The sequence below is a fragment of the Allobosea sp. Root670 genome (assembly GCF_001429415.1).
GTDB lineage: Bacteria > Pseudomonadota > Alphaproteobacteria > Rhizobiales > Beijerinckiaceae > Allobosea > Allobosea robiniae.
Map to the genome: position 1 here is coordinate 361,933 of NZ_LMJU01000016.1, position 25,720 is coordinate 387,652.

Here is a 25,720-nt window from a genome sequence, read left to right on the forward strand (position 1 = left end):
CCCGCGCCCCCGCATGAACCTCTCCACCAGCCTGCCGCTGCTCGTGCTCGCCCTGACGATCGAGGCGGCGTTCGGCTATCCCCAGCGCTTCTATGCCGTGATGGGCCATCCCGTCACCTGGATCGGCAGGCTGATCGGCTGGCTCGACCGAGGACTGAACCGGGAGACTGGATCCTTCGCGGCCCGCAAGGCGATGGGCGTGCTGGCGCTCCTGCTTCTGCTCGCCGTCGTCATCGCGCTGTCGGCGCTGGTCCAGCACCTGTGCCTCTCCTTCGGGCTTCTCGGCCTGATCCCGCTCGCGCTGCTCGCTTCGACCTTGATCGCCCAGCGCAGCCTCTATGAGCATGTCGCCCGCGTCGCCCAGGGACTGGAGCGCGATGGGCTCGAAGGCGGGCGACGCGCCGTCTCGATGATCGTCGGGCGCAATCCGCAGACGCTGGACGAAGCCGGCGTCTCGCGCGCCGCCATCGAAAGCCTCGCCGAGAATTTTTCGGACGGCATCACCGCGCCGGCCTTCTGGCTGGGTGTTGGCGGCTTGCCGGGCATCGCCGCCTACAAGGCGATCAACACCGCCGATTCGATGATCGGCCACCGCACGCCGCGCCATCTCGCCTTCGGCTGGGCGGCGGCGCGGCTCGACGATCTCGTCAACCTGCCGGCATCGCGACTGACGGCACTGCTGCTGGTGGTCTCGGCGGCACTCGATCCGGCGGCGGATGCCGGCGGCGCCTGGCGGGCGGTGCGGCGCGATGCCGGCAAGCACGGCTCGCCCAATGCCGGCTGGCCTGAAGCCGCGATGGCGGGCGCACTGGGCCTGCGCCTCGCCGGGCCGCGCACCTATGGCGAGACCCGCGTCGACGACCATTGGATGGGCGATGGCCGGGCCGAGGCCAATGCCGTAGATATCCGCCGGGCGCTCGCGCTCTACAACCGCTCCTGCGGCCTGCTCTGGGCGCTGGCGGCGCTGTTCGCGGCCTTGACGCTGCTCTGAAAGCTCAGTTCGGCACCGGCACGGCCCGCCGCGCGATCGCCTGCAGATCGGCGCCCTGCGGCAGCGAGCCGAAATGACCGGACCAGCCGCCGGCCAATCGCGAAGCGACATAGGCGTCGGCAACCGCATGCGGCGCGTGACGGATCAGCAGCGAGGCCGACAGGGCCAGTGCCATGCGCTCGACGAAGCGCCGCGCCAGATGCTCGTGGCGGAGCACATCGACGAGGTCGGTTTCCAGTTCGGCGATAAACGCGTCGTAGCGGGGATCGCTGCCGCGGGCGGCGCGCAACTCGTCGAGCAAAGCCGGCACGCAATCCGGATAGCGGCGGATCGAGCGGAGCACATCGAGGCAGACGACATTGCCCGTGCCTTCCCAGATGCCGTTGAGCGGCGCCTCGCGATAAAGCCGCGCCATCAGATGGTCCTCGATGAAGCCGTTGCCGCCATGGCATTCGAGTGCCTCGACCACGACCGGCGTGGCGCGCTTGCAGTTCCAGTATTTCGCGATCGGCGCGCCGATGCGGCCGATGAGCTTCTCCGCCTCACTGTCGCCCTCGCGGTCGAGCGCATGGACGAAGCGGAAGGCGAGCCAGGCAGAAGCCTCCGCTTCGAGCGCGAGGTCGGCAATGACATTCGCCATGATCGGCTGGTCGATCAGCGCCTTCTGGAAGGCGCGGCGGTGCGCCGTGTGATGCGCGGCCTGCGCCACCGCATGACGCATCAAACCGGCCGAGCCGATGGCGAAATCGAGCCGCGTATAGTGATTCATCTCCAGCCCGGCGCGGATGCCATGGCCGGGCTCGCCGATGAGATGGGCGATCACGCCGCGGAATTCGACCTCGGAGGAAGCGTTCGACTTGTTGCCGCACTTGTCCTTGAGCCGCTGGATCTGCAGGCGATTGCGCGACCCGTCCGGCAGCCAGCCCGGCACAACGAAGCAGGAGACGCCCTCTTCCGTGCGCGCCAGCGTCAGGAAGACGTCGGAATGCGGAACGGAGAAGAACCACTTATGGCCGGTCAGCGAATAGGTGCCGTCGGCATTGCGGGTCGCCACCGTCTGGGTCTGGCGCAGGTCCGAGCCGCCCTGCTTCTCGGTCATCGCCATGCCGACCGTACCACCCCGCTTCTGCGCAGCCGGCAAGGGGCGGCCGTCGTAATCGGAGGAGGTGATCAAACGACCGAACTCGGCCCAGCGCGCGGGATCGCGCTGCAGGACGGGGATCGCCGAATAGGTCATGCCGAGCGGGCAGCAAATGCCGTTCTCGCCCTGGTTCCAGAGATAGGAGACCGCCGCCCGCGCCGCCTGTGCGCCGGCTCGTGGCTTGGTCCAGCACAGCGAATGGAACTCGTCGCGCATCGCGAGCTCCATCAATTCGTGCCAGGCGGGATGGAACTCGATCTGGTCGACGCGCCGACCCCAGCGGTCATACGTGCGCAAATCCGGCAGGCTGCGATTGGCCTGCCGCGCCAGATCCTGCACCGCTTGCGAGCCGACATGACCGCCGACTACGCTCGCCTGCTCGCGGAACCAGCCGGCGCCGAAGGCGTCGAGGATCGGCCCGAGCGCCGGATCGGCGGCGAAGGCGTCGTAATCCGCCAGCGCCGGGGCCTGATTCAGCACCTCATGCGTGTCGTAGCCGTAAGCATCGAGCGTGGTCATGCGGCCTGTCCTTCACGGGAGATCAATGCGGCGAGGGAGAGATCGGCGAGAGCCGCAGCGATCTCGCGACCGCGCTCGGGCGTGATCGGACGGTCCGGCGAGAGCGGACCTATCAGCGCCTCCATGAAGCCGCCGACGATCATCGCGGCGGCGGCATCGGGATCGACGGGCCGAAAGGCGCCCTGCCCTTCGCCCTCGACGACGAGCGCGCGAAAAATGCCGGCGATCTCGCGCCGGTAGTCGAGCCGCGTCGCATCGACGGCCGGATCGGCGGGCTCGGCGATCATCGACCAGGCAAGGCGGCGATTGGCGAAGGCGCGCCGGGCGAAGGCCTCGACGGCGGCGGTCAGGCGTTCGGAGACAGGCGCGTCGTTCGATGCGATCTCACGCAGCACGGCAAGCTCGCGCGAGGATACGGCCGCAACGATCTCGGCCATCAATTCGGCTTTGGAGGCGAAATAGGAATAGACGCTGCCGGTCGAGACACCACTGGCCGAGGCCACCGCGGCGATCGACGTCTCGTGGAAGCCGACCTCCGAGACGATTCCGCGCGCAGCGGCGAGGATGGCTTCCCGCTTTCCAGCCTTGCGCGGTTGTTTCGGTGCGATACCGGCCATACACGGTCCCGATATTGAATTTGAATTCGGATTCAATTTGAAGAGATAGCTAACCGCCGTCAAGGGCGGCAGTCGGGGGCCAGCAGCAGCGCAGAGCAACCGGAGGCTCAGGTCGCCGACGGCATGCTCCGGCGAGTCCTGATGTCGGGATTCGAGTCAGCCCAGCACTCAGGAAGGCGGCGCCTCGCCGGTTCCGGCTGCCTCGCCGCGGCCGGCCCAGCGCTCAACCGAATGATCGATGGCGAGCAGGACGAGCGCGAGCAGCGTTGCCGACGCCACGATGGCATAATCGCCGAGCCCGGCGGCGCAACCGAGCGCGGCGGTGACCCATATCGCCGCGGCCGTGGTCAGGCCCGTCGGCGTCGAATCGCCCCGGCGCAGGACGATGACGCCCGCACCCAGGAAACCGATCCCGGTCAGCAAGCCCTGGACGACGCGGCTGGCGGCGTCAGCCTCCTGCGGTTCGCTGAAGATCGTCGCGGCAGCGGCCGTGCCCAATCCGACCAGACCGAAAGTGCGGATCCCAGCCGCCCGCTGCTTGTTGGTCCGCTCCCAGCCGACGACGATGCCGGCAGCCATACCAGCCAGCAACCGGAGCAGCAGATCCAGCTCTCCCCACAGAAAACCACTCATGGCCCACCCCCGAAAACGATGATCGAGGGCAAGAACGCATGAGAACCGCTCGCGTTCGTTCCGTTGCGGAGAGCCGGCAGCCAGTGAGATATCGCTTTTAGAACTCGATCCCCTCCTGCGCCTTCACGCCGGCGGCAAAATGATGCTTCACCAGCGTCATCTCGGTGACGAGGTCGGCAGCCTCGATCAGCTCCGGCTTGGCGTTGCGGCCGGTGACGACGATGTGCAGGTCCGGCCGGCGGGCCGCCAGCGTCGTCACGACCTCGGCCAGCGGCAGATAGTCGTAGCGCAGGGCGATGTTGAGCTCGTCGAGCACCAGCAGCCTGATGTCGGGATCGGCCATCAACTCCTTCGCCTTGGCGAAGGCGCGCTCGGCGGCGGCGATGTCGCGGGCCTTGTCCTGCGTCTCCCAGGTGAAGCCCTCGCCCATGCTGTGCCAGCTCACTTGATCGCCGAAGGCTTCCAGCGCCTTGCGCTCGCCGGTCGACCAGGCACCCTTGATGAACTGCACCACACCGATCCGCCAGCCATGGCCGAGCGCCCGCAGGATCAGGCCGAAAGCCGCCGTCGATTTGCCCTTGCCGGGGCCGGTATTGACGATCAGCAGCCCCTTCTCGAGCGTCTTGGAGGCGACCTCGGCGTCCTGTACCGCCTTGCGCTTCTCCATCTTCGCCTTGTGGCGGGCGGCGTCTTCGGTGTTGGTCATTATCTAATCCGCATCATTTCACGCGCATCGGCAATCCGGCGACCATGAAGACCACGCTGGCCGCACGCGCCGCAAGCGCCTGATGCAGCCGCCCGGCTTCGTCGCGGAAGCGGCGGGCGAGCGCGTTCTCCGGCACGATGCCGAGCCCGACCTCGTTGCCGACCAGGACGAGCGGGGCGGAAACGCGCTCGCAAGCGGCGATCAGAACTTCGCGCGCAGCGGCCGTGTCGCGCTCCGCAAGGATGAGGTTGGTCAGCCAGAGTGTCAGGCAATCGACCAGAACCGGCCGGCCCGCCGGCTGGGCGGCGATCGCCTCGGCTAGGTCGAGCGGCGCATCGACCGTCTGCCAGCCGGCCGGGCGGCGGGCGCGATGCTCGGCGATGCGCGCGCGCATCTCGTCGTCATAAGCCTGGGCGGTGGCGATATAGCTCCAGGGCGCTCGACAAGCCTCGATCAGCGCCTCGGCATGGCGGCTCTTGCCGGAGCGGGCACCGCCGAGGACGAGGGTGAGGTGGGAAATTTCGTTCGGCATCGTGGAAGCAGGGTTCAAAAGACCATCCTGCATTGCACAGCGGCACGGCGAAGGCTAATGATCGTCGCTGACGGTGCCTCCGCGAGGAGGTGAAAAGGGAACGCGGTGCGAGACCGCGGCTGCCCCCGCAACTGTAAGCGGATGTCCTTCGCCATCGGCCACTGGAGCGCCCGCTCCGGGAAGGCGGCAAGGGACGCGAAGTCCGTGAGCCAGGAGACCTGCCGTCAACCCGCAGAGATCCAACCGGCTGCCGGCGGGGCGGCCACGGAGAACGCATATGAACACCGTTTCGGTTTCCACCCCCACACTCAGCGTTTCGGAACGCGTCAAGGCGGTTGCAGCCGCGCTCGTGATCGGCGTCGCGCTGATTTACACGACCGGCTTCGCGGCCTCGACCAATGTCCACAACGCCGCGCACGACACCCGTCACGGCCTCGCCTTTCCCTGCCACTGAGGGAAAGCATCCATGATCACGCGTGTTCTCACGGTCAGCATCCTGGCCGGGCTTCTGGCTGGCTTGATCGTCGCCGCCCTGCAGCATGTCACCACCACCCCGCTGATCCTCAAGGCAGAGACCTATGAGGCAGCACTCGCGCTGAAAGCGCCGGCGCTCGCCGCGATCGACGGCGAGGCGAAGATCATCCTCGCGCATGGCCCGGCCGGCGACGCCCCCGGCCACGACCATGCCGAATGGAAGCCGCAGGACGGCTTCCAGCGCACCCTCTTCACCGGCGCGGTGACGATCGCGACCGCGATCGGCTTCGCGGCGCTGCTGCTGGCCGGCATGATCGCGGCCGGCGACGGCATCGACCAGCGCAGCGCGCTTGTCTGGGGTGCCTGCGGTTTCCTCGCGCTCGGGCTCGCTCCGGCGATGGGTCTGGCACCGGAACTGCCAGGCGCGGCCTCGGCTGCGCTGGAACAGCGCCAGCTCTGGTGGCTCTGGACCGCCATCGTCACCGGGGTCGGGCTGTTCCTGTTCCTGCGCTTCGATCAGCCTTGGCTGAAGCTCGTGGCGATCGTCCTGATCCTGCTGCCGCATGTCGTCGGCGCCCCGCATCCGGCCGCGCCGGAGAGCAAGGTTCCGGCCGAGGTCGCCGCCCATTTCGCGTCGCTCTCGCTCGGCATCCAGGCCGCACTCTGGCTCGTCACCGCCTTCATGGTCGGCGTGCTCTGGCCACGGGCGACCCGCCGGGCCGCCGAAGCCTGAAGGCAAACCAATGTCCGAGGGTGACCTCACGATCCATGTCTGCACGGCCTGCCGCCGTGCCCGCGCCGATCTCCCGGAGGGTTACGACCAGCCGGGTCTGGCACTGGCCGAGCGCCTCGCCGCACAGCTCAAAGCCAAGGGCAGCACGATCCCCGTGCTGCCCGTCGAGTGCCTCTGCGTCTGCAAGCGGCCCTGCACCATCGCGCTCAGCGCCGACGGCAAATGGACCTATCTGATCGGCGATCTCGACACCGACACCCATCTCGACGAGATCGTCGGCGCGGCGGAGGCCTATGCCGCCAGCGCCAACGGCATCGTTCCCTGGAAAGAGCGGCCGCAGTCCTTCCGCAAGGGCGTGGTCGCGCGCGTGCCGCCTTTGCCGGCGCGCCAGCAAGGATGACATCATGAACGCTCCGCAGACCACGAACCTGGGCAAGACGCCCTGCACGATCATCACCGGCTTCCTCGGCGCCGGAAAGACGACGCTGGTGCGCCATCTCCTCGAGAATGCGCAGGGCAAGAAGCTCGCCGTGCTCGTCAACGAATTCGGCGATCTCGGCTTCGACGGCGAATTCCTGAAGGGCTGCGGCATCGCCGGCTGTAGCGACGAGGACGTCGTCGAATTGCCGAACGGCTGCATCTGCTGCACCGTCGCCGACGATTTCGTGCCGGCGCTTGAGAAGCTGCTGAACCGGCCCAACCCACCCGAGCATATCCTGATCGAGACCTCCGGCCTCGCCTTGCCGAAGCCGCTCGTCACCGCCTTCAACTGGCCGGCCATCCGCTCGCGCGTTACCGTCGACGGCGTCATCGCCGTGGTCGATGGCCCGGCGGTGGCCGAGGGCCAATTCGCGGATGATCCGGAAGCTGTCGCGGCGCAGAAGGCCGCCGACGCCTCGGTCGATCACGACAACCCGCTGGAAGAGGTGTTCGAGGACCAGATCCTCTGCGCCGACCTGATCCTGCTCAACAAGAGCGATCTCGTCGACGAAGCCGGCCGCGCGCGGGTGAAGGCCGAGATCGCCGAACACCTGCCGAAGGCGATCAAGATCGTCGAGACCGCCCATGGCAAGGTCGAGCCGGCACTGATCGTCGGCCTCGGCGCTGCCGCCGAAAGCGACCTCGCCGCGCGCCCTTCGCATCATGGTGAGGGCGAGCATGATCACGACCATGACGATTTCGACTCGGTTGCCCTGCCGCTGCCGGCCGGCTTGTCGCCGGAAGAGCTGACGGCGCGCGTCGCCAAGGCCGCCGAGGCCGAGGGCGTGCTGCGGCTCAAGGGCTTCACAGCCGTACCGGGCAAGCCGATGCGCCTCGTCGTGCAGGGCGTCGGCCGCCGCGTCGGTCATCATTTCGACCGGGCCTGGGGTGCGAGCGAGCCGCGCGACGGCCGCCTCACCGTGATCGGGCTCAAGGGCTTCGATCTCAAGGCCGTGGAAGCGGCTCTCGCGGGGGCGTAACATCGGCCGATGCACCTCCTCCCGACCAGCGAGATCAGGCTCGACGACGGCGAGGACGCCGTCGATCTCGCCCTGCCGCCGGGAGATGTGCTCGTTCTGTCCTTCACCGACAGCGACCTCTCGGCGCTGGCGGTGGCGGCAGGTGACAGCAACCTGTCGGTGCGGCTAGCGCCGCTCCGACGCCTGAAGCATCCCCTCTCGGTCGATTTCCTGATCGAGAAGACGGCTGCGCAATGCCGCTTCGTGCTGGTGCGCTGCCTCGGCGGGCTCGATTACTGGCGCTACGGCATCGAGCAGCTCGGCGCGGCTTGCCGCGAGCGCGGCATTCCGCTTGCGATCCTGCCCGGCGACGAGCGCGACGACCCGCGCCTCGGCGAGCATGCGACGGTGCCGGCGGGTTTCGCAGCCGAACTGCTGGCCTATTTCCAGGCTGGCGGCGGCGCCGCGAACATGCGGCGGCTGCTCGAGCAGACCGGGCGATACCTGGCCGCGTCGCACGACGCTCAGGACCTCGCTCCGCTCACGCTGCCCTCCTTCTTCGCGCTCAGCCGCAACGGCACGCCCCTGCCCTGGCGCGAGGCGCTCGCCGCCCTTTCCGCCGACAAGCCGCTCGTCCCAGTCCTGCAATATCGCTCCGGCGTCGCGGCCGGCGATACCGCCATGGGCGAGGCGGTCGCCGCCGCCCTCGCCGCCCGCGATCTCGCCCCCCTCCCGCTCGCGCTGACCAGCCTGAAAGACCCGTCGGCCACGGCCGAACTCGCGGCGCTGATCGCAATACGCAAGCCGGCTCTGATCGTCACCACCACCGCCTTTTCCGCGCGTGGAGGTGCCGATTTCGTGCTCGACGGCGCCGATTGCCCGATCCTGCAAGCCGTGCCGGTCGGCAGCCCGCGCGAAGCCTGGGACGCCTCGCCGCGCGGGCTTTCCGCCGCCGATCTCGCCATGCAGGTGGCACTCCCCGAATTCGACGGACGCATCGGCGCCGTGCCGGTCGCCTTCAAGGCCGAGGAGACCGACCCGGCGACCGGCCTGTCCATCCGCCAGCTCATACCGGATGCCGACGGCATCGCGGCACTGGCCGATCTGGCTAATGGCTGGATCGCGCTGGCCCGGAAGCCCGTCGCCGAACGCCGGCTCGCGCTGGTGATGTCGGATTATCCCGCACGCGGCGGCCGGGCCGGCTTCGCCGTCGGTCTCGACACGCCCGCAAGCGTGATCGCGATCAGGGACTTGCTGGCAGGCGCGGGATATGAGGTTGGCTCGTCCACCAACACCCCCTCGCCGGCCATCCCGGGCGACCAAGGGGAGACCCGGGATCCATGCCTGAGCCTTTCCGAGCTGCGTTCCGGCGTGGATCCCGGATCGGCGCCGCTGACGCGGCTTGTCCGGGATGACGATGAGGGACTGACGGAGGGGGCCTTGCTGATGGCCTCGCTCACCGCAGGCCCTGCAAGCCTGAGCCTCCCGCTTGCGGCCTATCGCGACTGGCTCGCGACCATCCCCGCCGCAGCGCGCGACGCCCTCGCCGCCAGCCACGACGAGCCCGAGACCGACCCGGCTTGCCGCAATGGCGCCTTCCATTTCCGCGCCGTGCGCTATGGCCACCTCACCGTCGCCTTGCAGCCGCCACGCGACGCCACGCCCGACCGCAAGGCGCGCTATCACGACCCCGACGCCCCGCCTGGCCACGGCTATCTCGCCTTCTATCTCGCGCTCCGCCAATCCGAAGCCATCGATGCCCTGATCCATCTGGGCACGCATGGCACGATGGAATGGCTGCCGGGCAAGGCGGTCGCGCTTTCCGCCGCATGCTGGCCACGGCTCGCGGTCGGCGGGCTCCCGGTGATCTACCCTTATGTCGTCGATGACCCCGGCGAGGCCGCGCCGGCCAAGCGCCGGCTGTCGGCCATCACGCTCGGCCATCTGCCGCCGCCTTTGGCTGAAACGGGAACCGCGGGTGAGACCGGCCTGCTGCGTGACCTCGTCGAGGAATTCTCGCAGGCGCAGGTGCTCGATCCGCGCCGCGCGGATATCGTCGCAGCCGAAATCCGCTCCCGCGCCGAAGCGGCCGGGCTCGCGGCCTCCTGCGGTGTTGCTGATGATACCGAGATGAACGAGGCACTGACGCGGCTCGACGCGCATCTCTGCGACATCGCCGAACTGCCCTTCCGCAACGGTCTGCACATTTTCGGGCAATCCGAGATCGACCCGGGTTCAGCCCGCAACGAACGTGAAAATCTGCTGCGCGCCCTCGACGGCCGCTTCGTCGTGCCCGGCCCCGCCGGCTCACCGCATCGAGGCCGGCCGGACGTGCTGCCCACCGGGCGCAATCTCTCGACGCTCGACCCCAGGGCGATCCCGACGCGTGCTGCCACCCGGCTCGGCCTGCTCGCGGCACAGGCGGTGGTCTCGCGCCATCTGCAGGATCACGGCGACTACCCCCGCCGGGTCGTCATGGACCTCTGGGCCTCGCCGACCCTGCGCTCGGGCGGCGAGGATATCGCCCACGCGCTCGCCCTGATGGGCGTCGAGCCGCTCTGGGACAACGCCTCGACCCGCGTCACTGGCTTCAGCATCATCCCGCAGCCGAAGCTCGCCTATCCGCGCCTCGACGTGACCGTGCGCATCTCCGGCACCTTCCGCGATACGTTTCCGGGGCAAATCGCCTTGCTCGACCAGGCCGCACGCGCCGTGGCTGCGCTGGACGAGCCAGATGACTGGAACGAGCCGGCCGCTGCCCGGCGGCGCGGCGAGCAGAGCGCGCGCATCTTCGGAGCCGCGCCCGGCCGCTATGGCGCGGCGATGGCGGACCGCGTGCTCGACGGCGACTGGGCGCAGCGCGACGAGCTGGGCGCGGCCTATCTCGCCGCCTCGGATCATGCCTATGGCGGACCGGAAGGGGTCGGCACGGCCGATCCCAGCTTTGCCGCGCGGATCAAGACCTCCGACGCCTTCATCCATGTCAGCGATACCGCCGGGCGCGACATCCTCGAAGCCAGCAGCGCCGCGGACGTCATCGGCGGACTTGCGGCAGCGGCGAAGGCGCTCGGCGCCGATCCCGTGCTCTACAGTCTCGACAGCTCGAACCCGGAAGCGCCGAAGGCGCGCACGCTGGCGCAGGACATCGCCCGCATCGTCCATGGCCGGTTGACGCATCCACGCTGGATTGCCGCCCAGCTCGCCCATGGCTGGCGCGGGGCGGCGGAACTAGCGGAGGCGGTCGACACGCTTTTCGTCTTCGCGGCGAGCACGGATGCCGTCGCGAATGGGCTGTTCGATGCCGTGTTCCAGGCCTATTGCGCCGATCCGCAGGTCTGGGCAGCACTGGAAGCGGCCAATGCGCCGGCTGCGGCCTCGATCCGTTCGCGATTGGCGGAAGCGGCGCGGCGCGGGCTCTGGAGCAGCCGGCGGAATTCTGTCGGTGCCTTTCTGGCGCGGGAGGCGGCAGAATGAATGCCCTTCCCAAGGAAGCCCTGCGGCGCGGCTGGTGCCCGAGCACGCTCAGGCCGATGGAGACCGGCGACGGCTGGCTGGTGCGGCTGCATCCTCCCGGCGCAAAGCTGACGCCCGCGCAATTGCGGCGTATCGCGGCGCTGGCGGGTGAGCATGGCAACGGGCTGATCGAGATTTCGGCTCGCGCCAACCTGCAGATCCGCGGCGTGACGGCCGAGAGCCATCCAAGGCTGGTCGAGCGGTTGCTGGCAGAGCAGCTCGTCGACGAGCACGAAGGCGACGGCCCCCACCGCGTGACGCTGGTCTCGCCGCTGGCGGGACGAGACCCGGACGGCCTGATCGACGCCGCCGCTCTGGCTGCACAGATCGAGCAGCGCGCTCGTACCGTACCCGGCCTGCCGGCCAAGCTTGGCATCGTCGTAGACGATGGCGGCGCACAGGCCCTCAGTGGCTTCTCCGGCGATATCCGGCTGGTTGGAGTGGGCACCGCGAGCGCAGCCTTGTGCCTCGCCGATCGTCTCTGGCTTGGCCCTATCCCGGTCACCGAAGCCGCACCAACCGTGGCGGCGATCCTGCGCGACTTCGCGGCGCGGCGAGCCGCAGCCCCGGATCACATCCGCCGCCTGCGGGACCTGTCACCCGAAGTTCTGACGAGCCTGACCACGCTGCCTGAAGCCACCGCCCCCGCATCGCGCCCGCCGCCACGGCGCGCGGGATTGTTCGCGCTCGAAGGAGATCGGTTCGCAGCGCTTATCGGCCTGCCCTTCGGCCGTTGCGATGCCGCCGTACTGGACCGGCTCGGTGCCGGGGCCGGCTTGGTTTCCGATATCCGGCTTTCACCCTGGCGCGGGCTCGCCTTCCGCGATCTCGATCGCACCGAAGCCGAGAGCCTGCTGGCGCGGGCCGACGGTCTCGAACTCATCACGCAGGACGACGACCCCCGTCTCTCGGTGCAGGCCTGTGCCGGCAGCCCCGCCTGCTCGCGTGCCGAAGCGCCGGCCATGGCGGATGCAGCAACGCTCGCCGAAGCTGCGGCCGACCTGCTGGCGGTAGGCGCGACGCTCCACGTCTCCGGCTGCATCAAGGCTTGCGCCCATCCGGCGGCTGCCGACCTCACCCTGGTCGGGCGAGACGGGCACTACGACGTCGTGCTGAGCGGGACGACGCGGGACAAGCCGGTCGCGACGCTTGACCTTTCGGCGCTGCTCACGCGATTGCAGCCCGGACAAGACATTCACGCGCGGCTGGCCAAGGCCCTGCGCACGACGGGATCGCAGGGTTGAACAAGGCATACGACTACATTCAGGACGGCGCGGCGATCTATCAGCGCTCCTTCGCCATCATCCGCGCCGAGGCCGATCTCGCCCGCTTCAGCGGCGCGGCCGAGCGCGTCGTCGTCCGCATGATCCATGCCTGTGGCATGACCGACCTACCCAGGGATGTCGAAATGTCCGCCGGGTTCGCGGAGGCCGCGCAAGCCGCGCTCAGGAGCGGCGCGCCCATCCTCTGCGACGCAAAAATGGTCGCCAATGGCGTGACTCGCACCCGCCTGCCAGCGAACAACGAGGTTCTCTGCACACTGGATGATCCGCAGGTTCCGGCGCTGGCGGCGCAGTTGGGCACGACCCGCTCGGCCGCTGCAATGGAGCTCTGGAAGCCCCGGCTCGCCGGCGCAGTCGTGGTGATCGGTAATGCCCCGACCTCGCTGTTCCGCCTGTTGGAAATGCTCGACGCCGGAGCACCCAAGCCGGCCGCCGTGATCGGCATCCCCGTCGGCTTCGTCGGGGCGGCGGAATCCAAGGCGGCACTGGCCAAGGACGGGCGCGTGCCCTTCGTCGTGGTGCATGAACGACGCGGCGGCTCGGCCATGGCGGCAGCCGCCGTCAATGCGCTGGCGCAGGACAAGGAATAGGCGATGAGCGGGACGAACAGGACCCTGCTCTACGGCGTCGGGCTCGGGCCGGGCGCGCCGGACCTGATGACGGTCAGGGCACACGAGATCATCACCACCGCCGACCGTCTCGTGCATTTCTGCAAGCGCGGCCGACGTGGCAACGCCCGCAGCACGGCGGATGCAATCATAGCGCCCGATCCGGCCCGCGAGATCGAACTCGCCTTCCCCGTAACGATCGAAGCCAGCGTCGGCGAGCCGGATTACGACGGGCCGATCGCCGCTTTCTACGAAGAGGCGGCCGAACGGCTCGCGGCGGAGATGCAGGCCGGCCGGACGCTCGCCGTACTCTGCGACGGCGACCCGTTCTTCTACGGCTCCTTCATGCATCTGTGGCGGCGACTTTCGCAGCGCTTTCCGACCGAGGTGGTGCCCGGCGTCACCGGCATGACCGGCGCCTGGGGCGAGGCCGGCGCGCCGATCACCTGGGGCGACGACGTCATGACCGTGCTGCCCGGCACACTACCGGAAGCCGAGCTGACGCGGCGCCTCGCCGATACCGACGCCGCCGTGATCATGAAGCTCGGCCGCAACCTGCCGAAGGTGCGCCGCGCGCTTGTCGCCGCCGGGCTGGAAGGCCGCGCGATCTATGTCGAGCGCGCGACGATGGCGCGGCAGGTCGTGGCGCGGCTCGCCGACAAGGCCGACGACGAGGCGCCCTATTTCGCGATGGTGCTGGTGCCCGGAGAAGGGCGGCGCCTGTGACGGGCTCGCTCACCATCGTCGGGCTCGGGCCGGGCACACCGGACTGGATCACGCCGGCTGCGCAGGCGGCGCTCGATGCCGCGACCGATATCGTCGGCTACGGACCCTATGTCGACCGAGTGCCCCAGCGGGCTGGATTGACCAAGCACGCCTCCGACAACCGCGTCGAGGTTGAGCGCGCCTCGCATGCGCTGCAACTGGCGGCAGAAGGTCGGATCGTCGCGGTGGTCTCGGGCGGCGATCCCGGGGTTTTCGCGATGGCGGCGGCGGTGTTCGAAGCACTGGAGGCCGGACCGGCGGAATGGCGTGCGCTGCCGATCACAGTCGAGCCCGGCATCACCGCGATGCTAGCGGCGGCAGCGCGAGCCGGCGCGCCCCTCGGCGGGGATTTCTGCGCGATCTCGCTTTCCGACAATCTCAAGCCCTGGGAGGTGGTGACGGCACGCCTCGAAGCGGTGCTCGCCGCCGATCTGGTGATCTGCCTCTACAACCCGATTTCGAAGGCGCGGCCCTGGCAGCTCGGCAAGGCTTTGGAATTGGCAGCGCAACAGCGCGACGCGGCGACACCCGTGCTGTTCGCCCGGGCAGTCGGGCGACCGGACGAAAACCTGCGCATCCTGACGCTGGCGGAAGCGGTTGCAGCCGCGAGCACGGCCGACATGGCGACGCTGGTGATGATCGGCGCGTCGAGCACGCGGCTGATCGCCCGCGAGGGCGCCGCGCCTTACGTCTACACGCCGCGTTCGGTGGCGAAGAGCCCTTGCGCCACCAGCCAGGGCAGGACCTGATCGATATGGTCGACGGCCTCGACATCGGGCTTGGGCGGGCGCTCCACCATCACTACCGGCAGGGAGAGCCGGCGCGCTGCCACGAGCTTGCCGACCGTCGCCGGCCCGCCCGAATTCTTGCTGACCAGGATCTCGACGCCCTCGCGGCGCATCAGATCCTCCTCGTCATCGGCGTCGAAGGGGCCGCGCTGCTGGATGACGTCGACATGCGGGACCGGCAAGCGGTCGCCGATCGGCTCGATCGCCCGCACAAGATAGCGATGCTGCGGAGCATCCGCGAAGGCGGGAAGCTCGAGCCGACCAACCGTGAGGAAGACGCGTCGCGGTTCGTCTCCCAACGCCTGCGCCGCGGCCTCGATGTCGGGCACGGATTTCCAGCGGTCCCCGGCGCGCGGCTTCCAGGATTCGCGCCGGATGGCGAGCAGCGGCACGCCTTCCGCCTTGCAGGCATGCTCGGCATGGAAAGGCATGATCGCGGCGAAGGGATGGGTCGCGTCAACGACGGCGACGATACCCTCGTCGACGAGATAGCGCCTCAGGCCCTCGACGCCGCCGAAACCGCCGGTGCGAACCGGCAGATTGGTCGGGCGGGGGTCGACGGTGTGGCCCGCCAGCGAGATAATGGCACGGATATCGGGAGCCTGATCAGCCAGGTGCTGGTCAAGCGCAGCAGCTTCGCTCGTTCCGCCAAGGATGAGGACGGTCATGTCGCCAGTTTTGCGTGAATCGGAGGCTCTGTCGAGCCATGAGACGCCCGCGCCCTGGCTCGCGCTGATCGGTCTCGGCGAGGACGGGGCCGTCGGCCTTTGCCGCGAGGCGCTTGCCGCGCTGAACGAGGCCGAGATCGTCTTCGGCGGCGAGCGGCATATCGCGCTGGTCGGCTCCGTTCCGGGCGAGTTGCGCCCCTGGCCGCAGCCTTTCCGCAACGCCCTGCCGCAAATTTTGAAAGAGCGCGGCCGCAAGGTCTGCGTTCTCGCGACCAGCGATCCGTTCCACTATGGCATCGGCAACAGCATCAGCCGGGCGATTCCGCCTGAGGAGATGCGGATCATCCCGCAGCTCTCCTCCTTCTCGATGGCCTGCACGCGGATGCGCTGGCCGCAGGAGGAATGCGCGCTGGTCTCGCTGCATGGCCGCACGCTCTACCGGATCGTGCCGCATCTGCAGCCGGAGGCGCGCATCCTCGCCCTGTCCTGGGACGAGACGACGCCGCGCGCCGTCGCCGAACTCCTGACCGCGCGCGGCATGGGCGCGAGCCGCATCACGGTGATGGAATCGCTCGGCGGGCCGCAGGAGCGGATCCGTGAGTGCCGCGCCGACGCCTTCGCGCTCGACGATATCGTGCCGCTCAACCTGATCGCCGTCGAGGTCGCTGCCACCCACGATTCCCGCATCCTGCCGCTGGCGCCGGGACTCGACGAGGAGTGGTTCGCCCATGACGGGCAGATCACCAAGTCGGAAATCCGCGCGATCACGATCTCGGCACTCGCCCCACGCGGCGGCGAATTACTCTGGGACGTCGGCGCCGGTTCGGGCTCGGTCGCGGTCGAATGGTGCCAGCGCCATCTGCGCAACCGGGCGATCGCCTTCGAGGCGAAGCCGGAACGGGCCGAACGGATCAGGCGAAACAAGCTCGAACTGGGCGGGCTTTCCGTCGAGGTGGTCGGTGAGGCACCGGCCGGCTTCGTCGGACGCGAAGCGCCGGATGCCGTGTTCATCGGCGGTGGCCTGACCGAGGAAGGCCTGTTCGACGCCGCCTGGGCGGCGCTGAAGCCGGGCGGGCGGCTCGTCGCCAATGTCGTGACGATCGAGGGCGAGGCGAAACTCGCCGCGCTCCATGCCGAGCATGGCGGTTCGCTGCGCCGCATTTCGATCGACCGGCTCGCGCCTGTCGGTGGCAAGCATGGCTGGCGCCCGGCCATGCCGGTGACGCAGTGGCGGGTCGAGAAGCCTTGAGCACCGGCCGCCTCATTGCCGGCATCGGCATCCGGCCCGGCACGCAGGCCGCGGATATCCTCGCCTGTCTCGACCAAGCGCTGGCGAGCGCAGGGCTTGCCGGCACGCAGACCCCGCGCTTCGCCACGCTCGCGAGCCGCGTCGCGGAGGCCGGCATGGTCGCCGCCGCCCATGAGCGCGCGGCCGAGCTCGTCGCCATTCCCGACGAAGCGTTGAAGGGTTTCGAGGCCGCCTGCGCGACACGCTCGACCCGGATCGCCTCGCTCTACGGCGTCGGCTCGGTGGCCGAGGCTGCGGCGCTGGCCGCGGCGGGACCCGGCGGCGAACTGGTGCAGCCGCGCATCGCAACCGCGCGCGTCACCTGCGCTCTCGCCAGAAGCCCCGCATGACCATCCATTTCATCGGCGCCGGCCCCGGCGCACCCGATCTCATCACCCTGCGCGGACGCGACCTGATCGCGGCCTCGTCCGTCTGCCTCTATGCGGGGTCGCTGATCCCCAAGGCGATGCTCGACTGGTGCCCGGCGGGCGCGCGCATCGTCGATACCGCCCCGCTCGCCCTCGACGCGATCATCGCCGAGATGGAAGCCGCGCATCGCGCCGGGCAGGATGTGGCGCGGCTGCATTCCGGCGATCTCTCGATCTGGAGCGCAACGGCTGAGCAGATGCGCCGGCTCGACCGATCAGGCATCCCCTATACGGTGACGCCGGGCGTCCCGGCCTTCGCCGCCGCCGCCGCCGTGCTGAAGCGCGAGCTGACCTTGCCGGGCGTCGCGCAATCGCTGGTGCTGACGCGCACCTCCGGCCGCGCCTCGGCCATGCCGGACAAAGAGAAGCTCGCAACCTTCGCCGCTTCGGGCGCGACGCTGGCGATCCACCTCTCGATTCATGTGATCGAACAGGTCGTGGCGGAATTGACGCCGTTCTACGGTGCCGATTGCCCAGTCGCAGTGGTGTTCCGCGCGACATGGCCGGATGAGACCGTGCTGCAAGGCAGGCTCGCCGATATCGCCGGAAAAGTCCGCGCCAGTGCGCTCGAACGCACCGCGCTGATCCTCGTCGGGCCGGCGCTGGCGGCCGATGATTTTGGCGAGAGCGCGCTCTATTCGATCGACTACGACCGCCGCTTCCGGCCACGGGGCGGACAATGAGCGCGCGCGGCCTGCTCATCGCCGCGCCGCGCTCCGGCTCCGGCAAGACCACGATCACGCTCGGGTTGCAGCGCGCGCTGGCGCGGCGGGGCCTTACCGTACGCGGACTGAAATGCGGGCCGGATTACATCGACCCGGCCTTCCATGCCGCCGCGACCGGCGCGCCGAGTGCCAATCTCGACAGCTACGCGATGACCGACGGCCTGCTCGGGCGGATCGCGGGCGAAGCGGCTCATGCCGCCGATATCGTCATTGCCGAGGGCTCGATGGGGCTCTTCGACGCCGTGCCGGGCCCTGAGGGCCATACCGGCGCCAGCGCCGATATCGCCGCGCTGACGGGCTGGCCGGTCGTGCTCGTCATCGACGTCTCCGGTGCGGCGCAATCGGTCGCGGCGGTCGCGCTCGGCTGCAAGCTCTACGATCCGCGCATCCGTGTCGCCGGCGTCATCCTCAACAAGGTCGCGAGCGCCCGGCATGAACGCCTGGTGCGACAGGGCATGGAGCGCATCGGCCTGCCCGTGCTGGGCGCCTTGCCACGAGAGGCGAGCCTGATCCTGCCGGAGCGCCATCTCGGGCTGGTTCAGGCCGGCGAGACCGCCGATCTGCATGCAAGGCTCGATGCGCTGGCAGAGGCTGTCTCGAACGCGGTCGATCTCGATGCGGTCATGGCAGCTTCTGGTGCCACCATGCTTCCGGCAACGCGCGACGGCGGGTCCCCGCCCTTGCCCGTGCCCGGACGGCGGATCGCGATTGCCCGCGATGCCGCCTTTTCCTTCGTCTATCCGCATGTCGAGGTGGGCTGGCGCGCAGCAGGCGCGGAACTCGTGCCGTTCTCGCCGCTCAGGGACGAGGCGCCGCCAGAGGATTGCGACGCCTGCTGGTTGCCGGGAGGCTATCCCGAACTGCATGCCGGCACGATCGCGGCGGCGAACCGTTTCCTCTCTGGTTTGCGCGCTTTCGCGGAGACCCGGCCCGTGCATGGCGAGTGCGGCGGCTACATGGTTCTCGGCCGCAGCCTGACCGATGCCGATGGTGTCGCGCATCAGATGGCCGGCCTGCTTTCGGTCGAGACCTCCTTCGCGAAGCGGAAGATGAATCTCGGCTATCGCCGGGCGGTCCTGGAAGCAGACGGCCCGCTCGGACCGGCGGGCGCGGCGCTGACCGGCCATGAATTCCATTATGCGAGCATCGCCGCGCAAGGCGAGGATCTGCCTTTTGCGGTGGTGACCGACCCGCATGGTTCGGCGCCGGCCCCGGCCGGAAGCCGGCGCGGGCTGGTGACCGGCTCGTTCTTCCACGCCATCGCCACGGCTGAATCGGCGTGAGCCAGGCACCGGTCTTCGATGCGGCCTTTGCCCGGCAGTTCGAGGACCTGCTGCGCTGGCGGCGCGATGTCCGGCGGTTCACGCGCGATCCGGTTCCGCTCGAACTGATCGACATGCTGCTTGCCCAGACACGGCTTTCTCCTTCCGTCGGACATGCACAGCCCTGGCGCTGGCTTTCCGTCGCGGAGCCGGCGCAGCGCGCGGCCGTGCAGGAAAGCTTCAGCCGCTGCAATGCGGATGCGCTTGCCTCCTATGAGGGCGAACGCGCAGCGCTCTATGCTCGCCTGAAGCTGGAGGGATTGCGGGAAGCACCCGTCCAGTTCGCCGTGTTCTGCGATCACGGCACCGAGCGCGGCCATGGCCTCGGCCGGACCACCATGCCGGAGATGCTCGATTATTCGGTGGTCGCGGCGATCACGCAGTTCTGGCTGTCGGCGCGTATCCACGGGCTCGGCGTCGGCTGGGTCTCGATCCTCGACCCCGGCGAGATCGGCAAAGCGCTCGATACCGCGCCGGAGTGGAAGCTCGTCGCCTATCTCTGCGTCGGCTGGCCGGAAGAGGAATGCGACGAGCCCGAACTGGTCAGGTCCGGCTGGGAACGCAGCTGAGCGTCGTCACATGACGCCCCAAAACGAAAAGGCCGGCCCGAGGGGCCGGCCTTCCGGATGCTGGGAACGGGAGCCGGTGGTTCAGCGGCGGAAGCCGCCGCCGATCACCCCGCCAAGCGCGCCGCCGAGGATGGAGCCGAAGGCTGCCGCCCCGGCACTGTCGCCCGTATCGCCGTCACGGGTCCGGACACGGCCCTGATAACCGGTGCTGGTCGTCCCGCGGCGCGGAGTGGTCGAGCCCTGATAGGTTTCGCCACGCTCGCGGGCGATATCACGCCGGTACATCTCGTCGCCGTCATAGGTGACGCTGCGCGTCGACTTGCCGTTCGGCTGGCCATCGCTCGCCGTCTTGCGCTTTTTCTCAGCCGCAGCCTTCTCCTCGGCGAGCACTGCCTGATAGGCCGTCTCGCTCTGGGCGCGGAGCGCACTCACCTGCATCGCGGTCAGGAAGCCGGTCTCCGGAATGCTGCGCGACTTCTGCCAGGCCTGGATCGCCTTGCGGTGTGCCGGGCCGAAATTGGCCGCCGCCTTGCCCGGCTGGAAGCCGCTGACGCGCAGGCGGGTCTGCACCTCGCGCCGATCCTTGGCCCCGAGCTTCATCGCGGTTTCGGTCTGCGCCGTGCCGATCTCCTGCTTCAGCGCCTCTTCGGTGACGCCAGGCGGCGTCGCCAGGAAACCGGCCGCCGGCTTCGCCGTCTCCAGGCTGGCGAGACGGTTGCGGGCGAAGGTCGCGAACTGCCCCGACGGGAAGGCGTCGAGATAGGCGCGATAGTCGGCTGCGGAATTGCCGCGCTCGGCGACTTCCCAGGTCTTGATGTCGATCTGGGCGCGATCGAGCGACGGGGCGGCCGGCATCGCCGGCATGGGCACGGCGGCGTCGATGGTCTTGGTCGCGGCCACGCCCGGATCGACCGCGGCGAGCTTCAGCGTCGGGTTCATCTTGAACTCGCCGATGATCGAGGAATTGGTCCAGGGCTTCTGCTTCTTGTTGGTGGTTTCCCAGACATCGGCCCGCACGCGGTCCATCACCGTGGTGATCGACACCTCGGGCGTCTCGATGTGCTTGAGCAGCGCGCTGGTGAAGGGGCTGTTGCCATCCCGCTCGCCATCCATCGCCGTGGCGCGCGGATCGGTCGCGAAGGCGATCAGGATGCCCGAAGCCGACTGCGTCTCGATCGCGGTCAGGCCGCGGGTGACGGCCCGCGACTTCGCGGCGAGCTGGGCGGCGAAGGGATTGTCGCGGCAGGCGTCGAGGATGACGATGTTGACGCGCTCGTCGCGCTGCATCTGGCGCAGGATGAGCTGGACATTGACCGCGCGGAAATCGAGATCGGCTTCCGAACGCAGCGAGGCGTCGACCGGGATGAGATAGTTGTCGTCGCCAACGGCGATGCCGTGACCGGCATAATAGACGAGGCCGGCCTTGGCGCCGTCGAGCTTCTGCGCGAATTCGCGCACGATGCCCGTCATCGCGTCCATCTTGAGATCGTAGCCTTCGACCACGTCGAAGCCGAGACGCTTCAGCGCAGCCGAGATGCCCTTGGCATCGCGCTGCGGATTGGCGAGCGGCGGCACCGCCGTATAGGCGCTGTTGCCGATGACGAGCGCGACCCGCCGCTCGGGCACGGCCGCGGAAGCGGGCGAGGCCAGCGCCACCGCTGAGAGCACCAGCGCAAAGGCGACAGCCATTCGGGCACGGAACCCCGGAACCAGAGACGCGAAGCTCACGACAACCTCCCCAATTCGGCAATCGGCTGCCCGCCCGCAACGGTCGGCGCAGCGCACGAATAAAAAACGCAGTAATATGGACGAAAGCCAGCCGCCGTTTTTACCGCAACACGCTCCGATGGTAAACCGGAACCTCTCTTCGTCGCGCGAACCGCGCTGCGGGTTCAAATCTGTTTCGCAGCGTGCGCCCGGCCGCCAGCATCGCGCCGCCCCGAAGACCGCGACATCCTCCGATTGCATGAGACGCGTGGCATAAGACGAAGGGATGAGAGCGCATCTACCCAGACCGCTTTGACGTCAGCGAGCGTTGACTTATGCCCGGAGCGCGGTGCAGCATGACATGCAAGGGGAACCGCATAAACAAGAAAGATAAAGCTGATGAGGGCTGACAACCGGCATGGCTGAAGACACTATTCTTTCGACTTCAGGTCTTACCAAAGAATTTGCCGGCTTTACAGCTGTGAACAGCGTCGACCTCAGCGTGCGCCGGGGGTCTATCCACGCTCTGATCGGCCCGAATGGCGCCGGCAAGACGACTTGCTTCAACCTGCTGACGAAGTTCCTCGCGCCGACACGAGGCTCGATCGTCTATAACGGCCGCGACATCTCGCGCGAAAAGCCGGCGGAGATCGCCCGGCTCGGCCTCGTCCGCTCGTTCCAGATCTCGGCGGTGTTCCCGCAGCTTTCGGTGCTGACCAATGTCCGCATCGCCCTCCAGCGGCGCAAGCGCGGCGACTCATTCGATTTCTGGCGCTCGGAGCGGGTGCTGAGCGAACTCGACGCCGAGGCGAGGAGCCTGATCGAGGCTGTCGGCCTCACGCCCTTCCTCGGCCTCACGGCGGGCGAGCTCTCCTATGGCCGCAAGCGCGCGCTGGAGATCGCGACGACGCTGGCGCTCGAGCCGGAGATGCTGCTGCTCGACGAGCCGATGGCCGGGATGGGCCGCGAGGATGTCGAGCGCATCGCGGCGCTGATCCGCAAGATCTCGAAGAACCGCACCATCCTGATGGTCGAGCACAACCTCTCGGTCGTCGCCTCGCTCTCGGACCGGATCACCGTGCTGGCGCGCGGACAGGTGCTGGCGGAGGGCGACTACGCCACCGTCTCGAAGGATCCGCGCGTGATCGAGGCCTATATCGGCTCGGGAGGCGGCCATGGCCACCACTGAGGCACTGAAGACGCCCGCGACCGGCACCGCCCCGCTGCTGAGGGTGAGCGGGCTCGAGGCCTGGTATGGCGAGAGCCATGTCCTGCACGGCATCGATTTCGACGTGGCGCCCGGCGAGGTGGTGACCCTGCTCGGCCGCAACGGCGCCGGCAAGACCACGACGCTGAAGTCGATCATGGGCGTGATCGGCAAGCGCAAGGGCTCGGTCGTGCTGGAGGGCACCGAGACGATCGCGCTGCCCTCGCGCGCGATCGCAAGGCTCGGCATCGGCTTCGTGCCGGAGGAACGCGGCATCTATTCCTCGCTCTCGGTCGAGGAGAACCTGATGCTGCCGCCGCAGGTCCGGCCGGGCGGGCTCTCGCTCGAGGCGATCTTCACGCTGTTTCCCAACATCAAGGAACGACTGAAGAGCCAGGGCACCAAGCTCTCCGGCGGCGAGCAGCAGATGCTGGCGATCGGGCGCATCCTGCGAACCGGCGCGCATCTGCTCCTGTTGGACGAGCCGACCGAGGGCCTCGCCCCCGTCATCATCGAGCAGATCGGCCGCACCATCGCGAAACTGAAACAGGACGGCTTCACCATCATCCTGGTCGAGCAGAATTTCCGCTTCGCCCAGACCGTCGCGGACCGGCACTACATCGTCGAGCAGGGCAAGGTCATCGACATGATCCCCAATGCCGAACTCGACGCCAATATCGACAAGCTGCACAGATATCTCGGGGTCTGACGGCCCGGGCGACAGGCCCGGACCGGAGGTCAAAAAAATCGGCGAAACGCCGGCAACCAAACGAGGGAGAACGACAATGAAGCTGAAGATGTTTCTGGCCGCGAGCGCGCTCGCGGCGGTGATGGCGAGCCCCGCCCTCGCCCAGCAGATCTCGGTCAAGGCCGGCGTGCTGAACGATCGTTCCGGCCTCTATGCCGACCTTTCCGGCGAAGGCTCGGTCATCGCCGCGCGCATGGCGGTGGAGGACTTCAAGGCCGCCGACAAGGGCATCAAGGTCGAGATCGTCTCGGCCGACCATCAGAACAAGCCGGATGTCGGCTCGACCATCGCCCGGCAGTGGTACGACCAGGACGGTGTCGACCTGATCCTCGACGTGCCGACCTCCTCGGTCGCGCTGGCGGTGAGCCAGATCACCAAGGAGAAGAACAAGGTCCACATCAACTCCGGCGCGGCCACTTCCGACCTCACCGGAAAGGCCTGCAACGCCAACACCATCCACTGGACCTACGACACCTACGCGCTGGCCCAGGGCACCGGCGGCGCCATGGTCAAGGCCGGCGGCGACACCTGGTTCTTCCTCACCGCCGATTATGCCTTCGGCCATGCGCTGGAACGCGACACCGCCGCCGTCGTCACCAAGGCGGGCGGCAAGGTGCTCGGCGCGGTGCGCACCCCGTTCCCCGGCACCGACTTCTCCTCCTTCCTGCTGCAGGCGCAGGCTTCGAAGGCCAAGGTCATCGGCCTGGCGAATGCCGGCGGCGACACGATCAACTCGATCAAGCAGGCGGGCGAGTTCGGCATCGTCGCGGGCGGGCAGAAGCTCGCGGGCCTGCTCGTGTTCCTGACCGACGTGCACTCCCTCGGGCTCCAGGCGGCGCAGGGCCTCGTCCTGACCGAATCGTTCTATTGGGACACGAACGACGGCACGCGCGCCTGGTCCGATCGCTTCTCCAAGCTGAATGGCGGCAAGCGTCCCACCATGGTCCAGGCCGGCGTCTATTCCGGCATGCTGCACTATCTCAAGGCGGTCGAGGCGGCGAAGAGCAAGGATGCCGCCGCCGTCGTCGCCAAGATGAAGGAACTGCCGACCGACGACCCGCTGTTCGGCAAGGGCTCGGTGCGGGCCGATGGCCGCAAGATGCATGACATGTATCTCTTCGAGGTGAAGAAGCCCTCCGAGTCGAAGGGCCCGTGGGACTACTACAAGCAGGTCGCGGTGCTGCCGGCCGACCAGGCGTTCCGGCCGCTCTCGGAAAGCGAGTGCCCGCTCGTCAAGAAGTGAGCGGCTGAACGCCACTCAGAAGCCCTCCGCCGTCATCCCGGGCGACCGCAGGTCGACCCGGGATCCATCGGAGAGCTCCGGAACTCTACGATGGATCCCGGCTCTGCGCTTCGCTTGGCCGGGATGACGAAGAGGTTCGAGAGCCCGCCCCACACATTGATCTGAGTTCCGCATGTTCGAGCTTCTAGGCGTTCCGCCGCAGGCGCTGTTCGGTCAGGTCCTTCTCGGGCTGATCAACGGCTCATTCTACGCCATCCTCAGCCTCGGGCTGGCGGTGATCTTCGGGCTGCTCAACATCATCAACTTCACGCATGGCGCGCAGTACATGATGGGCGCCTTCGTCGCCTGGATGTGCCTGAACTATCTCGGCCTCAACTACTGGGTGGCGCTGCTACTGGCGCCGATCATCGTCGGCGCGACCGGCATCGCGGTCGAGCGGCTGCTGCTCAAGCGCATCGCCCATCTCGACCATCTCTACGGCCTGCTCCTGACCTTCGGCCTGGCGCTGATCATCCAGGGTCTGTTCCGCAACCAGTACGGCTCGTCCGGCCTGCCCTACGCCATCCCGCCGCAGCTCGCCGGCGGCAAGAATCTCGGCTTCATGTTCCTGCCGAACTACCGCGCCTGGGTGATCGTCGCCTCGCTCGTGGTCTGCCTTTCGACCTGGTTCCTGATCGAGAAGACCAGGCTCGGCGCGTACCTGCGCGCCGCGACCGAGAACCCGACCCTGACCCAGGCCTTCGGCATCAACGTGCCGCTCTTGGTGACGCTGACCTATGGCTTCGGCGTCGCGCTCGCCGCCTTCGCCGGCGTGCTCGCCGCGCCGATCTACTCGGTCAATCCCAATATGGGCGGCGACCTGATCATCGTCGTCTTCGCGGTCGTCGTGATCGGCGGCATGGGTTCGATCATGGGCGCCATCGTTACCGGCTTCTCGCTCGGCCTGGTCGAGGGCCTGACCAAGGTGTTCTACCCGGAAGGGGCCGCGACCGTGATCTTCGTCATCATGGTGCTGGTGCTCCTGGTGAAGCCCGCCGGCCTGTTCGGCCGCCCGGCCTGACGCAAGCAAGGAC

At 68.4% G+C, this 25,720-nt stretch carries 26 protein-coding genes and 1 riboswitch; of the genes, 19 read left to right on the top strand and 7 right to left on the bottom strand.

The window, feature by feature from the left end; genetic code table 11:
• Positions 1-13 precede the first annotated feature (13 nt).
• A complete protein-coding gene (gene cbiB / locus ASE61_RS17025; RefSeq protein ID WP_061968835.1) occupies positions 14-991 on the top strand; it encodes an adenosylcobinamide-phosphate synthase CbiB in 978 nt (325 codons plus the stop codon).
• 4 nt (positions 992-995) lie between these two features.
• Here cbiB and ASE61_RS17030 read toward each other — a convergent pair whose 3' ends face one another.
• The 5 genes from ASE61_RS17030 to cobU form a co-directional block, all read right to left on the bottom strand.
• On the bottom strand, positions 996-2,651 hold the full coding sequence (locus ASE61_RS17030) for an acyl-CoA dehydrogenase family protein (RefSeq protein ID WP_061968837.1): 1,656 nt from the start codon (positions 2,649-2,651) through the stop codon (positions 996-998).
• Entirely contained in the window at positions 2,648-3,268 is a 621-nt protein-coding gene (locus tag ASE61_RS17035; protein WP_061968839.1) for a TetR/AcrR family transcriptional regulator, read from the bottom strand. The genes ASE61_RS17030 and ASE61_RS17035 overlap by 4 nt, the downstream gene beginning before the upstream one ends.
• A gap of 168 nt (positions 3,269-3,436) precedes the next feature.
• Entirely contained in the window at positions 3,437-3,901 is a 465-nt protein-coding gene (locus ASE61_RS17040) for an MgtC/SapB family protein (protein WP_082617497.1), read from the bottom strand.
• Between the two features lie 97 nt (positions 3,902-3,998).
• A complete protein-coding gene (gene cobO, locus ASE61_RS17045) occupies positions 3,999-4,607 on the bottom strand; it encodes a cob(I)yrinic acid a,c-diamide adenosyltransferase (protein WP_061968842.1) in 609 nt (202 codons plus the stop codon).
• A gap of 13 nt (positions 4,608-4,620) precedes the next feature.
• A complete protein-coding gene (gene cobU, locus ASE61_RS17050; protein WP_061968844.1) occupies positions 4,621-5,139 on the bottom strand; it encodes a bifunctional adenosylcobinamide kinase/adenosylcobinamide-phosphate guanylyltransferase in 519 nt (172 codons plus the stop codon).
• Positions 5,140-5,193: 54 nt separating this feature from the next.
• A riboswitch (cobalamin riboswitch) is annotated at positions 5,194-5,380 on the top strand.
• Positions 5,381-5,416: 36 nt separating this feature from the next.
• Here cobU and ASE61_RS17055 point away from each other — a divergent pair.
• From ASE61_RS17055 to cobJ, 9 genes are read left to right on the top strand one after another with little or no spacing between them, the layout of a single operon-like run.
• Positions 5,417-5,593 carry a CbtB domain-containing protein gene (locus ASE61_RS17055; protein ID WP_061968845.1) on the top strand — a complete coding sequence of 59 codons (177 nt, stop codon included), beginning with the start codon at positions 5,417-5,419 and terminating at the stop codon, positions 5,591-5,593.
• 12 nt (positions 5,594-5,605) lie between these two features.
• A complete protein-coding gene (locus ASE61_RS17060) occupies positions 5,606-6,346 on the top strand; it encodes a CbtA family protein (protein WP_061968847.1) in 741 nt (246 codons plus the stop codon).
• Positions 6,347-6,356: 10 nt separating this feature from the next.
• Positions 6,357-6,746 carry a DUF1636 family protein gene (locus ASE61_RS17065; RefSeq protein ID WP_061968848.1) on the top strand — a complete coding sequence of 130 codons (390 nt, stop codon included), beginning with the start codon at positions 6,357-6,359 and terminating at the stop codon, positions 6,744-6,746.
• A 4-nt stretch (positions 6,747-6,750) separates the two neighbouring features.
• A complete protein-coding gene (gene cobW, locus ASE61_RS17070) occupies positions 6,751-7,806 on the top strand; it encodes a cobalamin biosynthesis protein CobW (RefSeq protein WP_061968850.1) in 1,056 nt (351 codons plus the stop codon).
• A 9-nt stretch (positions 7,807-7,815) separates the two neighbouring features.
• A complete protein-coding gene (cobN, locus tag ASE61_RS17075; protein ID WP_061968852.1) occupies positions 7,816-11,259 on the top strand; it encodes a cobaltochelatase subunit CobN in 3,444 nt (1,147 codons plus the stop codon).
• Positions 11,256-12,542, top strand: a complete 1,287-nt coding sequence (gene cobG / locus ASE61_RS17080) for a precorrin-3B synthase (protein ID WP_061968853.1) — start codon at positions 11,256-11,258, stop codon at positions 12,540-12,542. The genes cobN and cobG overlap by 4 nt, the downstream gene beginning before the upstream one ends.
• Positions 12,539-13,171, top strand: coding sequence for a precorrin-8X methylmutase (locus ASE61_RS17085; RefSeq protein WP_061968855.1), 633 nt, complete (start codon positions 12,539-12,541; stop codon positions 13,169-13,171). The genes cobG and ASE61_RS17085 overlap by 4 nt, the downstream gene beginning before the upstream one ends.
• Positions 13,172-13,174: 3 nt before the next feature.
• Positions 13,175-13,915, top strand: a complete 741-nt coding sequence (locus tag ASE61_RS17090; protein WP_061968857.1) for a precorrin-2 C(20)-methyltransferase — start codon at positions 13,175-13,177, stop codon at positions 13,913-13,915.
• Entirely contained in the window at positions 13,912-14,703 is a 792-nt protein-coding gene (cobJ, locus tag ASE61_RS17095) for a precorrin-3B C(17)-methyltransferase (protein WP_061968858.1), read from the top strand. The genes ASE61_RS17090 and cobJ overlap by 4 nt, the downstream gene beginning before the upstream one ends.
• Here the strand turns inward: cobJ and ASE61_RS17100 are convergent.
• A complete protein-coding gene (locus ASE61_RS17100; protein WP_061968860.1) occupies positions 14,646-15,410 on the bottom strand; it encodes a cobalt-precorrin-6A reductase in 765 nt (254 codons plus the stop codon). The two genes, cobJ and ASE61_RS17100, sit on opposite strands and share 58 nt — an antisense overlap.
• On the opposite strand from ASE61_RS17100, the gene ASE61_RS17105 reads away from it, so the two are divergent.
• Genes ASE61_RS17105 through bluB form a run of 5 tightly spaced genes read left to right on the top strand, consistent with a single transcriptional unit; the run spans position 15,409 to position 19,742 of the window.
• Positions 15,409-16,659: a bifunctional cobalt-precorrin-7 (C(5))-methyltransferase/cobalt-precorrin-6B (C(15))-methyltransferase gene (locus tag ASE61_RS17105; protein WP_061968862.1), complete on the top strand. Its 1,251-nt coding sequence runs from the start codon at positions 15,409-15,411 to the stop codon at positions 16,657-16,659. The two genes, ASE61_RS17100 and ASE61_RS17105, sit on opposite strands and share 2 nt — an antisense overlap.
• Complete coding sequence (locus tag ASE61_RS17110) at positions 16,656-17,048, top strand: cobalamin biosynthesis protein (RefSeq protein ID WP_061968863.1); 393 nt, start codon at positions 16,656-16,658, stop codon at positions 17,046-17,048. Before ASE61_RS17105 ends, ASE61_RS17110 begins: the two co-directional genes overlap by 4 nt.
• Positions 17,045-17,809, top strand: coding sequence for a precorrin-4 C(11)-methyltransferase (gene cobM / locus ASE61_RS17115; protein ID WP_061968865.1), 765 nt, complete (start codon positions 17,045-17,047; stop codon positions 17,807-17,809). Before ASE61_RS17110 ends, cobM begins: the two co-directional genes overlap by 4 nt.
• The gene (locus tag ASE61_RS17120; protein ID WP_061968867.1) at positions 17,806-19,134 is read left to right on the top strand and encodes a cobyrinate a,c-diamide synthase; all 1,329 of its coding nucleotides are present in this window, start codon (positions 17,806-17,808) and stop codon (positions 19,132-19,134) included. Before cobM ends, ASE61_RS17120 begins: the two co-directional genes overlap by 4 nt.
• Positions 19,131-19,742: a 5,6-dimethylbenzimidazole synthase gene (bluB, locus tag ASE61_RS17125; protein WP_061968868.1), complete on the top strand. Its 612-nt coding sequence runs from the start codon at positions 19,131-19,133 to the stop codon at positions 19,740-19,742. The genes ASE61_RS17120 and bluB overlap by 4 nt, the downstream gene beginning before the upstream one ends.
• 81 nt (positions 19,743-19,823) lie before the next feature.
• Here bluB and ASE61_RS17130 read toward each other — a convergent pair whose 3' ends face one another.
• A complete protein-coding gene (locus tag ASE61_RS17130) occupies positions 19,824-21,470 on the bottom strand; it encodes a caspase family protein (protein ID WP_162260116.1) in 1,647 nt (548 codons plus the stop codon).
• A gap of 397 nt (positions 21,471-21,867) precedes the next feature.
• Between ASE61_RS17130 and ASE61_RS17135 the strand changes: the two genes are divergently transcribed.
• From ASE61_RS17135 to ASE61_RS17150, 4 genes are all read left to right on the top strand, one after another.
• Complete coding sequence (locus tag ASE61_RS17135) at positions 21,868-22,638, top strand: ABC transporter ATP-binding protein (RefSeq protein ID WP_061968871.1); 771 nt, start codon at positions 21,868-21,870, stop codon at positions 22,636-22,638.
• Entirely contained in the window at positions 22,625-23,365 is a 741-nt protein-coding gene (locus ASE61_RS17140; protein ID WP_061968873.1) for an ABC transporter ATP-binding protein, read from the top strand. Before ASE61_RS17135 ends, ASE61_RS17140 begins: the two co-directional genes overlap by 14 nt.
• A 76-nt stretch (positions 23,366-23,441) precedes the next feature.
• Positions 23,442-24,647: an ABC transporter substrate-binding protein gene (locus ASE61_RS17145; RefSeq protein ID WP_061968875.1), complete on the top strand. Its 1,206-nt coding sequence runs from the start codon at positions 23,442-23,444 to the stop codon at positions 24,645-24,647.
• 172 nt (positions 24,648-24,819) lie between these two features.
• Positions 24,820-25,707 (top strand): branched-chain amino acid ABC transporter permease, encoded by an 888-nt coding sequence (locus ASE61_RS17150; RefSeq protein ID WP_061968877.1) that lies wholly within the window; start codon positions 24,820-24,822, stop codon positions 25,705-25,707.
• The last annotated feature ends 13 nt before the right edge of the window (positions 25,708-25,720 follow it).

What these genes read in the sequence shown, in the direction of transcription:
- ASE61_RS17060 (WP_061968847.1), top strand. Translation starts at nt 5,606, where the DNA reads ATGATCACGCGTGTTCTCACGGTCAGCATCCTGGCCGGGCTTCTGGCT.
- cobG (WP_061968853.1), top strand. Translation starts at nt 11,256, where the DNA reads ATGAATGCCCTTCCCAAGGAAGCCCTGCGGCGCGGCTGGTGCCCGAGC.
- ASE61_RS17120 (WP_061968867.1), top strand. Translation starts at nt 17,806, where the DNA reads ATGAGCGCGCGCGGCCTGCTCATCGCCGCGCCGCGCTCCGGCTCCGGC.
- ASE61_RS17035 (WP_061968839.1), bottom strand. Translation starts at nt 3,268, where the DNA reads ATGGCCGGTATCGCACCGAAACAACCGCGCAAGGCTGGAAAGCGGGAA.
- ASE61_RS17055 (WP_061968845.1), top strand. Translation starts at nt 5,417, where the DNA reads ATGAACACCGTTTCGGTTTCCACCCCCACACTCAGCGTTTCGGAACGC.
- ASE61_RS17105 (WP_061968862.1), top strand. Translation starts at nt 15,409, where the DNA reads ATGTCGCCAGTTTTGCGTGAATCGGAGGCTCTGTCGAGCCATGAGACG.
- ASE61_RS17150 (WP_061968877.1), top strand. Translation starts at nt 24,820, where the DNA reads ATGTTCGAGCTTCTAGGCGTTCCGCCGCAGGCGCTGTTCGGTCAGGTC.
- ASE61_RS17145 (WP_061968875.1), top strand. Translation starts at nt 23,442, where the DNA reads ATGAAGCTGAAGATGTTTCTGGCCGCGAGCGCGCTCGCGGCGGTGATG.
- ASE61_RS17065 (WP_061968848.1), top strand. Translation starts at nt 6,357, where the DNA reads ATGTCCGAGGGTGACCTCACGATCCATGTCTGCACGGCCTGCCGCCGT.
- ASE61_RS17040 (WP_082617497.1), bottom strand. Translation starts at nt 3,901, where the DNA reads ATGAGTGGTTTTCTGTGGGGAGAGCTGGATCTGCTGCTCCGGTTGCTG.
- ASE61_RS17135 (WP_061968871.1), top strand. Translation starts at nt 21,868, where the DNA reads ATGGCTGAAGACACTATTCTTTCGACTTCAGGTCTTACCAAAGAATTT.
- cobN (WP_061968852.1), top strand. Translation starts at nt 7,816, where the DNA reads ATGCACCTCCTCCCGACCAGCGAGATCAGGCTCGACGACGGCGAGGAC.
- ASE61_RS17100 (WP_061968860.1), bottom strand. Translation starts at nt 15,410, where the DNA reads ATGACCGTCCTCATCCTTGGCGGAACGAGCGAAGCTGCTGCGCTTGAC.
- cobM (WP_061968865.1), top strand. Translation starts at nt 17,045, where the DNA reads ATGACCATCCATTTCATCGGCGCCGGCCCCGGCGCACCCGATCTCATC.
- ASE61_RS17030 (WP_061968837.1), bottom strand. Translation starts at nt 2,651, where the DNA reads ATGACCACGCTCGATGCTTACGGCTACGACACGCATGAGGTGCTGAAT.
- cobU (WP_061968844.1), bottom strand. Translation starts at nt 5,139, where the DNA reads ATGCCGAACGAAATTTCCCACCTCACCCTCGTCCTCGGCGGTGCCCGC.
- cobW (WP_061968850.1), top strand. Translation starts at nt 6,751, where the DNA reads ATGAACGCTCCGCAGACCACGAACCTGGGCAAGACGCCCTGCACGATC.
- cobO (WP_061968842.1), bottom strand. Translation starts at nt 4,607, where the DNA reads ATGACCAACACCGAAGACGCCGCCCGCCACAAGGCGAAGATGGAGAAG.
- ASE61_RS17090 (WP_061968857.1), top strand. Translation starts at nt 13,175, where the DNA reads ATGAGCGGGACGAACAGGACCCTGCTCTACGGCGTCGGGCTCGGGCCG.
- cbiB (WP_061968835.1), top strand. Translation starts at nt 14, where the DNA reads ATGAACCTCTCCACCAGCCTGCCGCTGCTCGTGCTCGCCCTGACGATC.
- ASE61_RS17140 (WP_061968873.1), top strand. Translation starts at nt 22,625, where the DNA reads ATGGCCACCACTGAGGCACTGAAGACGCCCGCGACCGGCACCGCCCCG.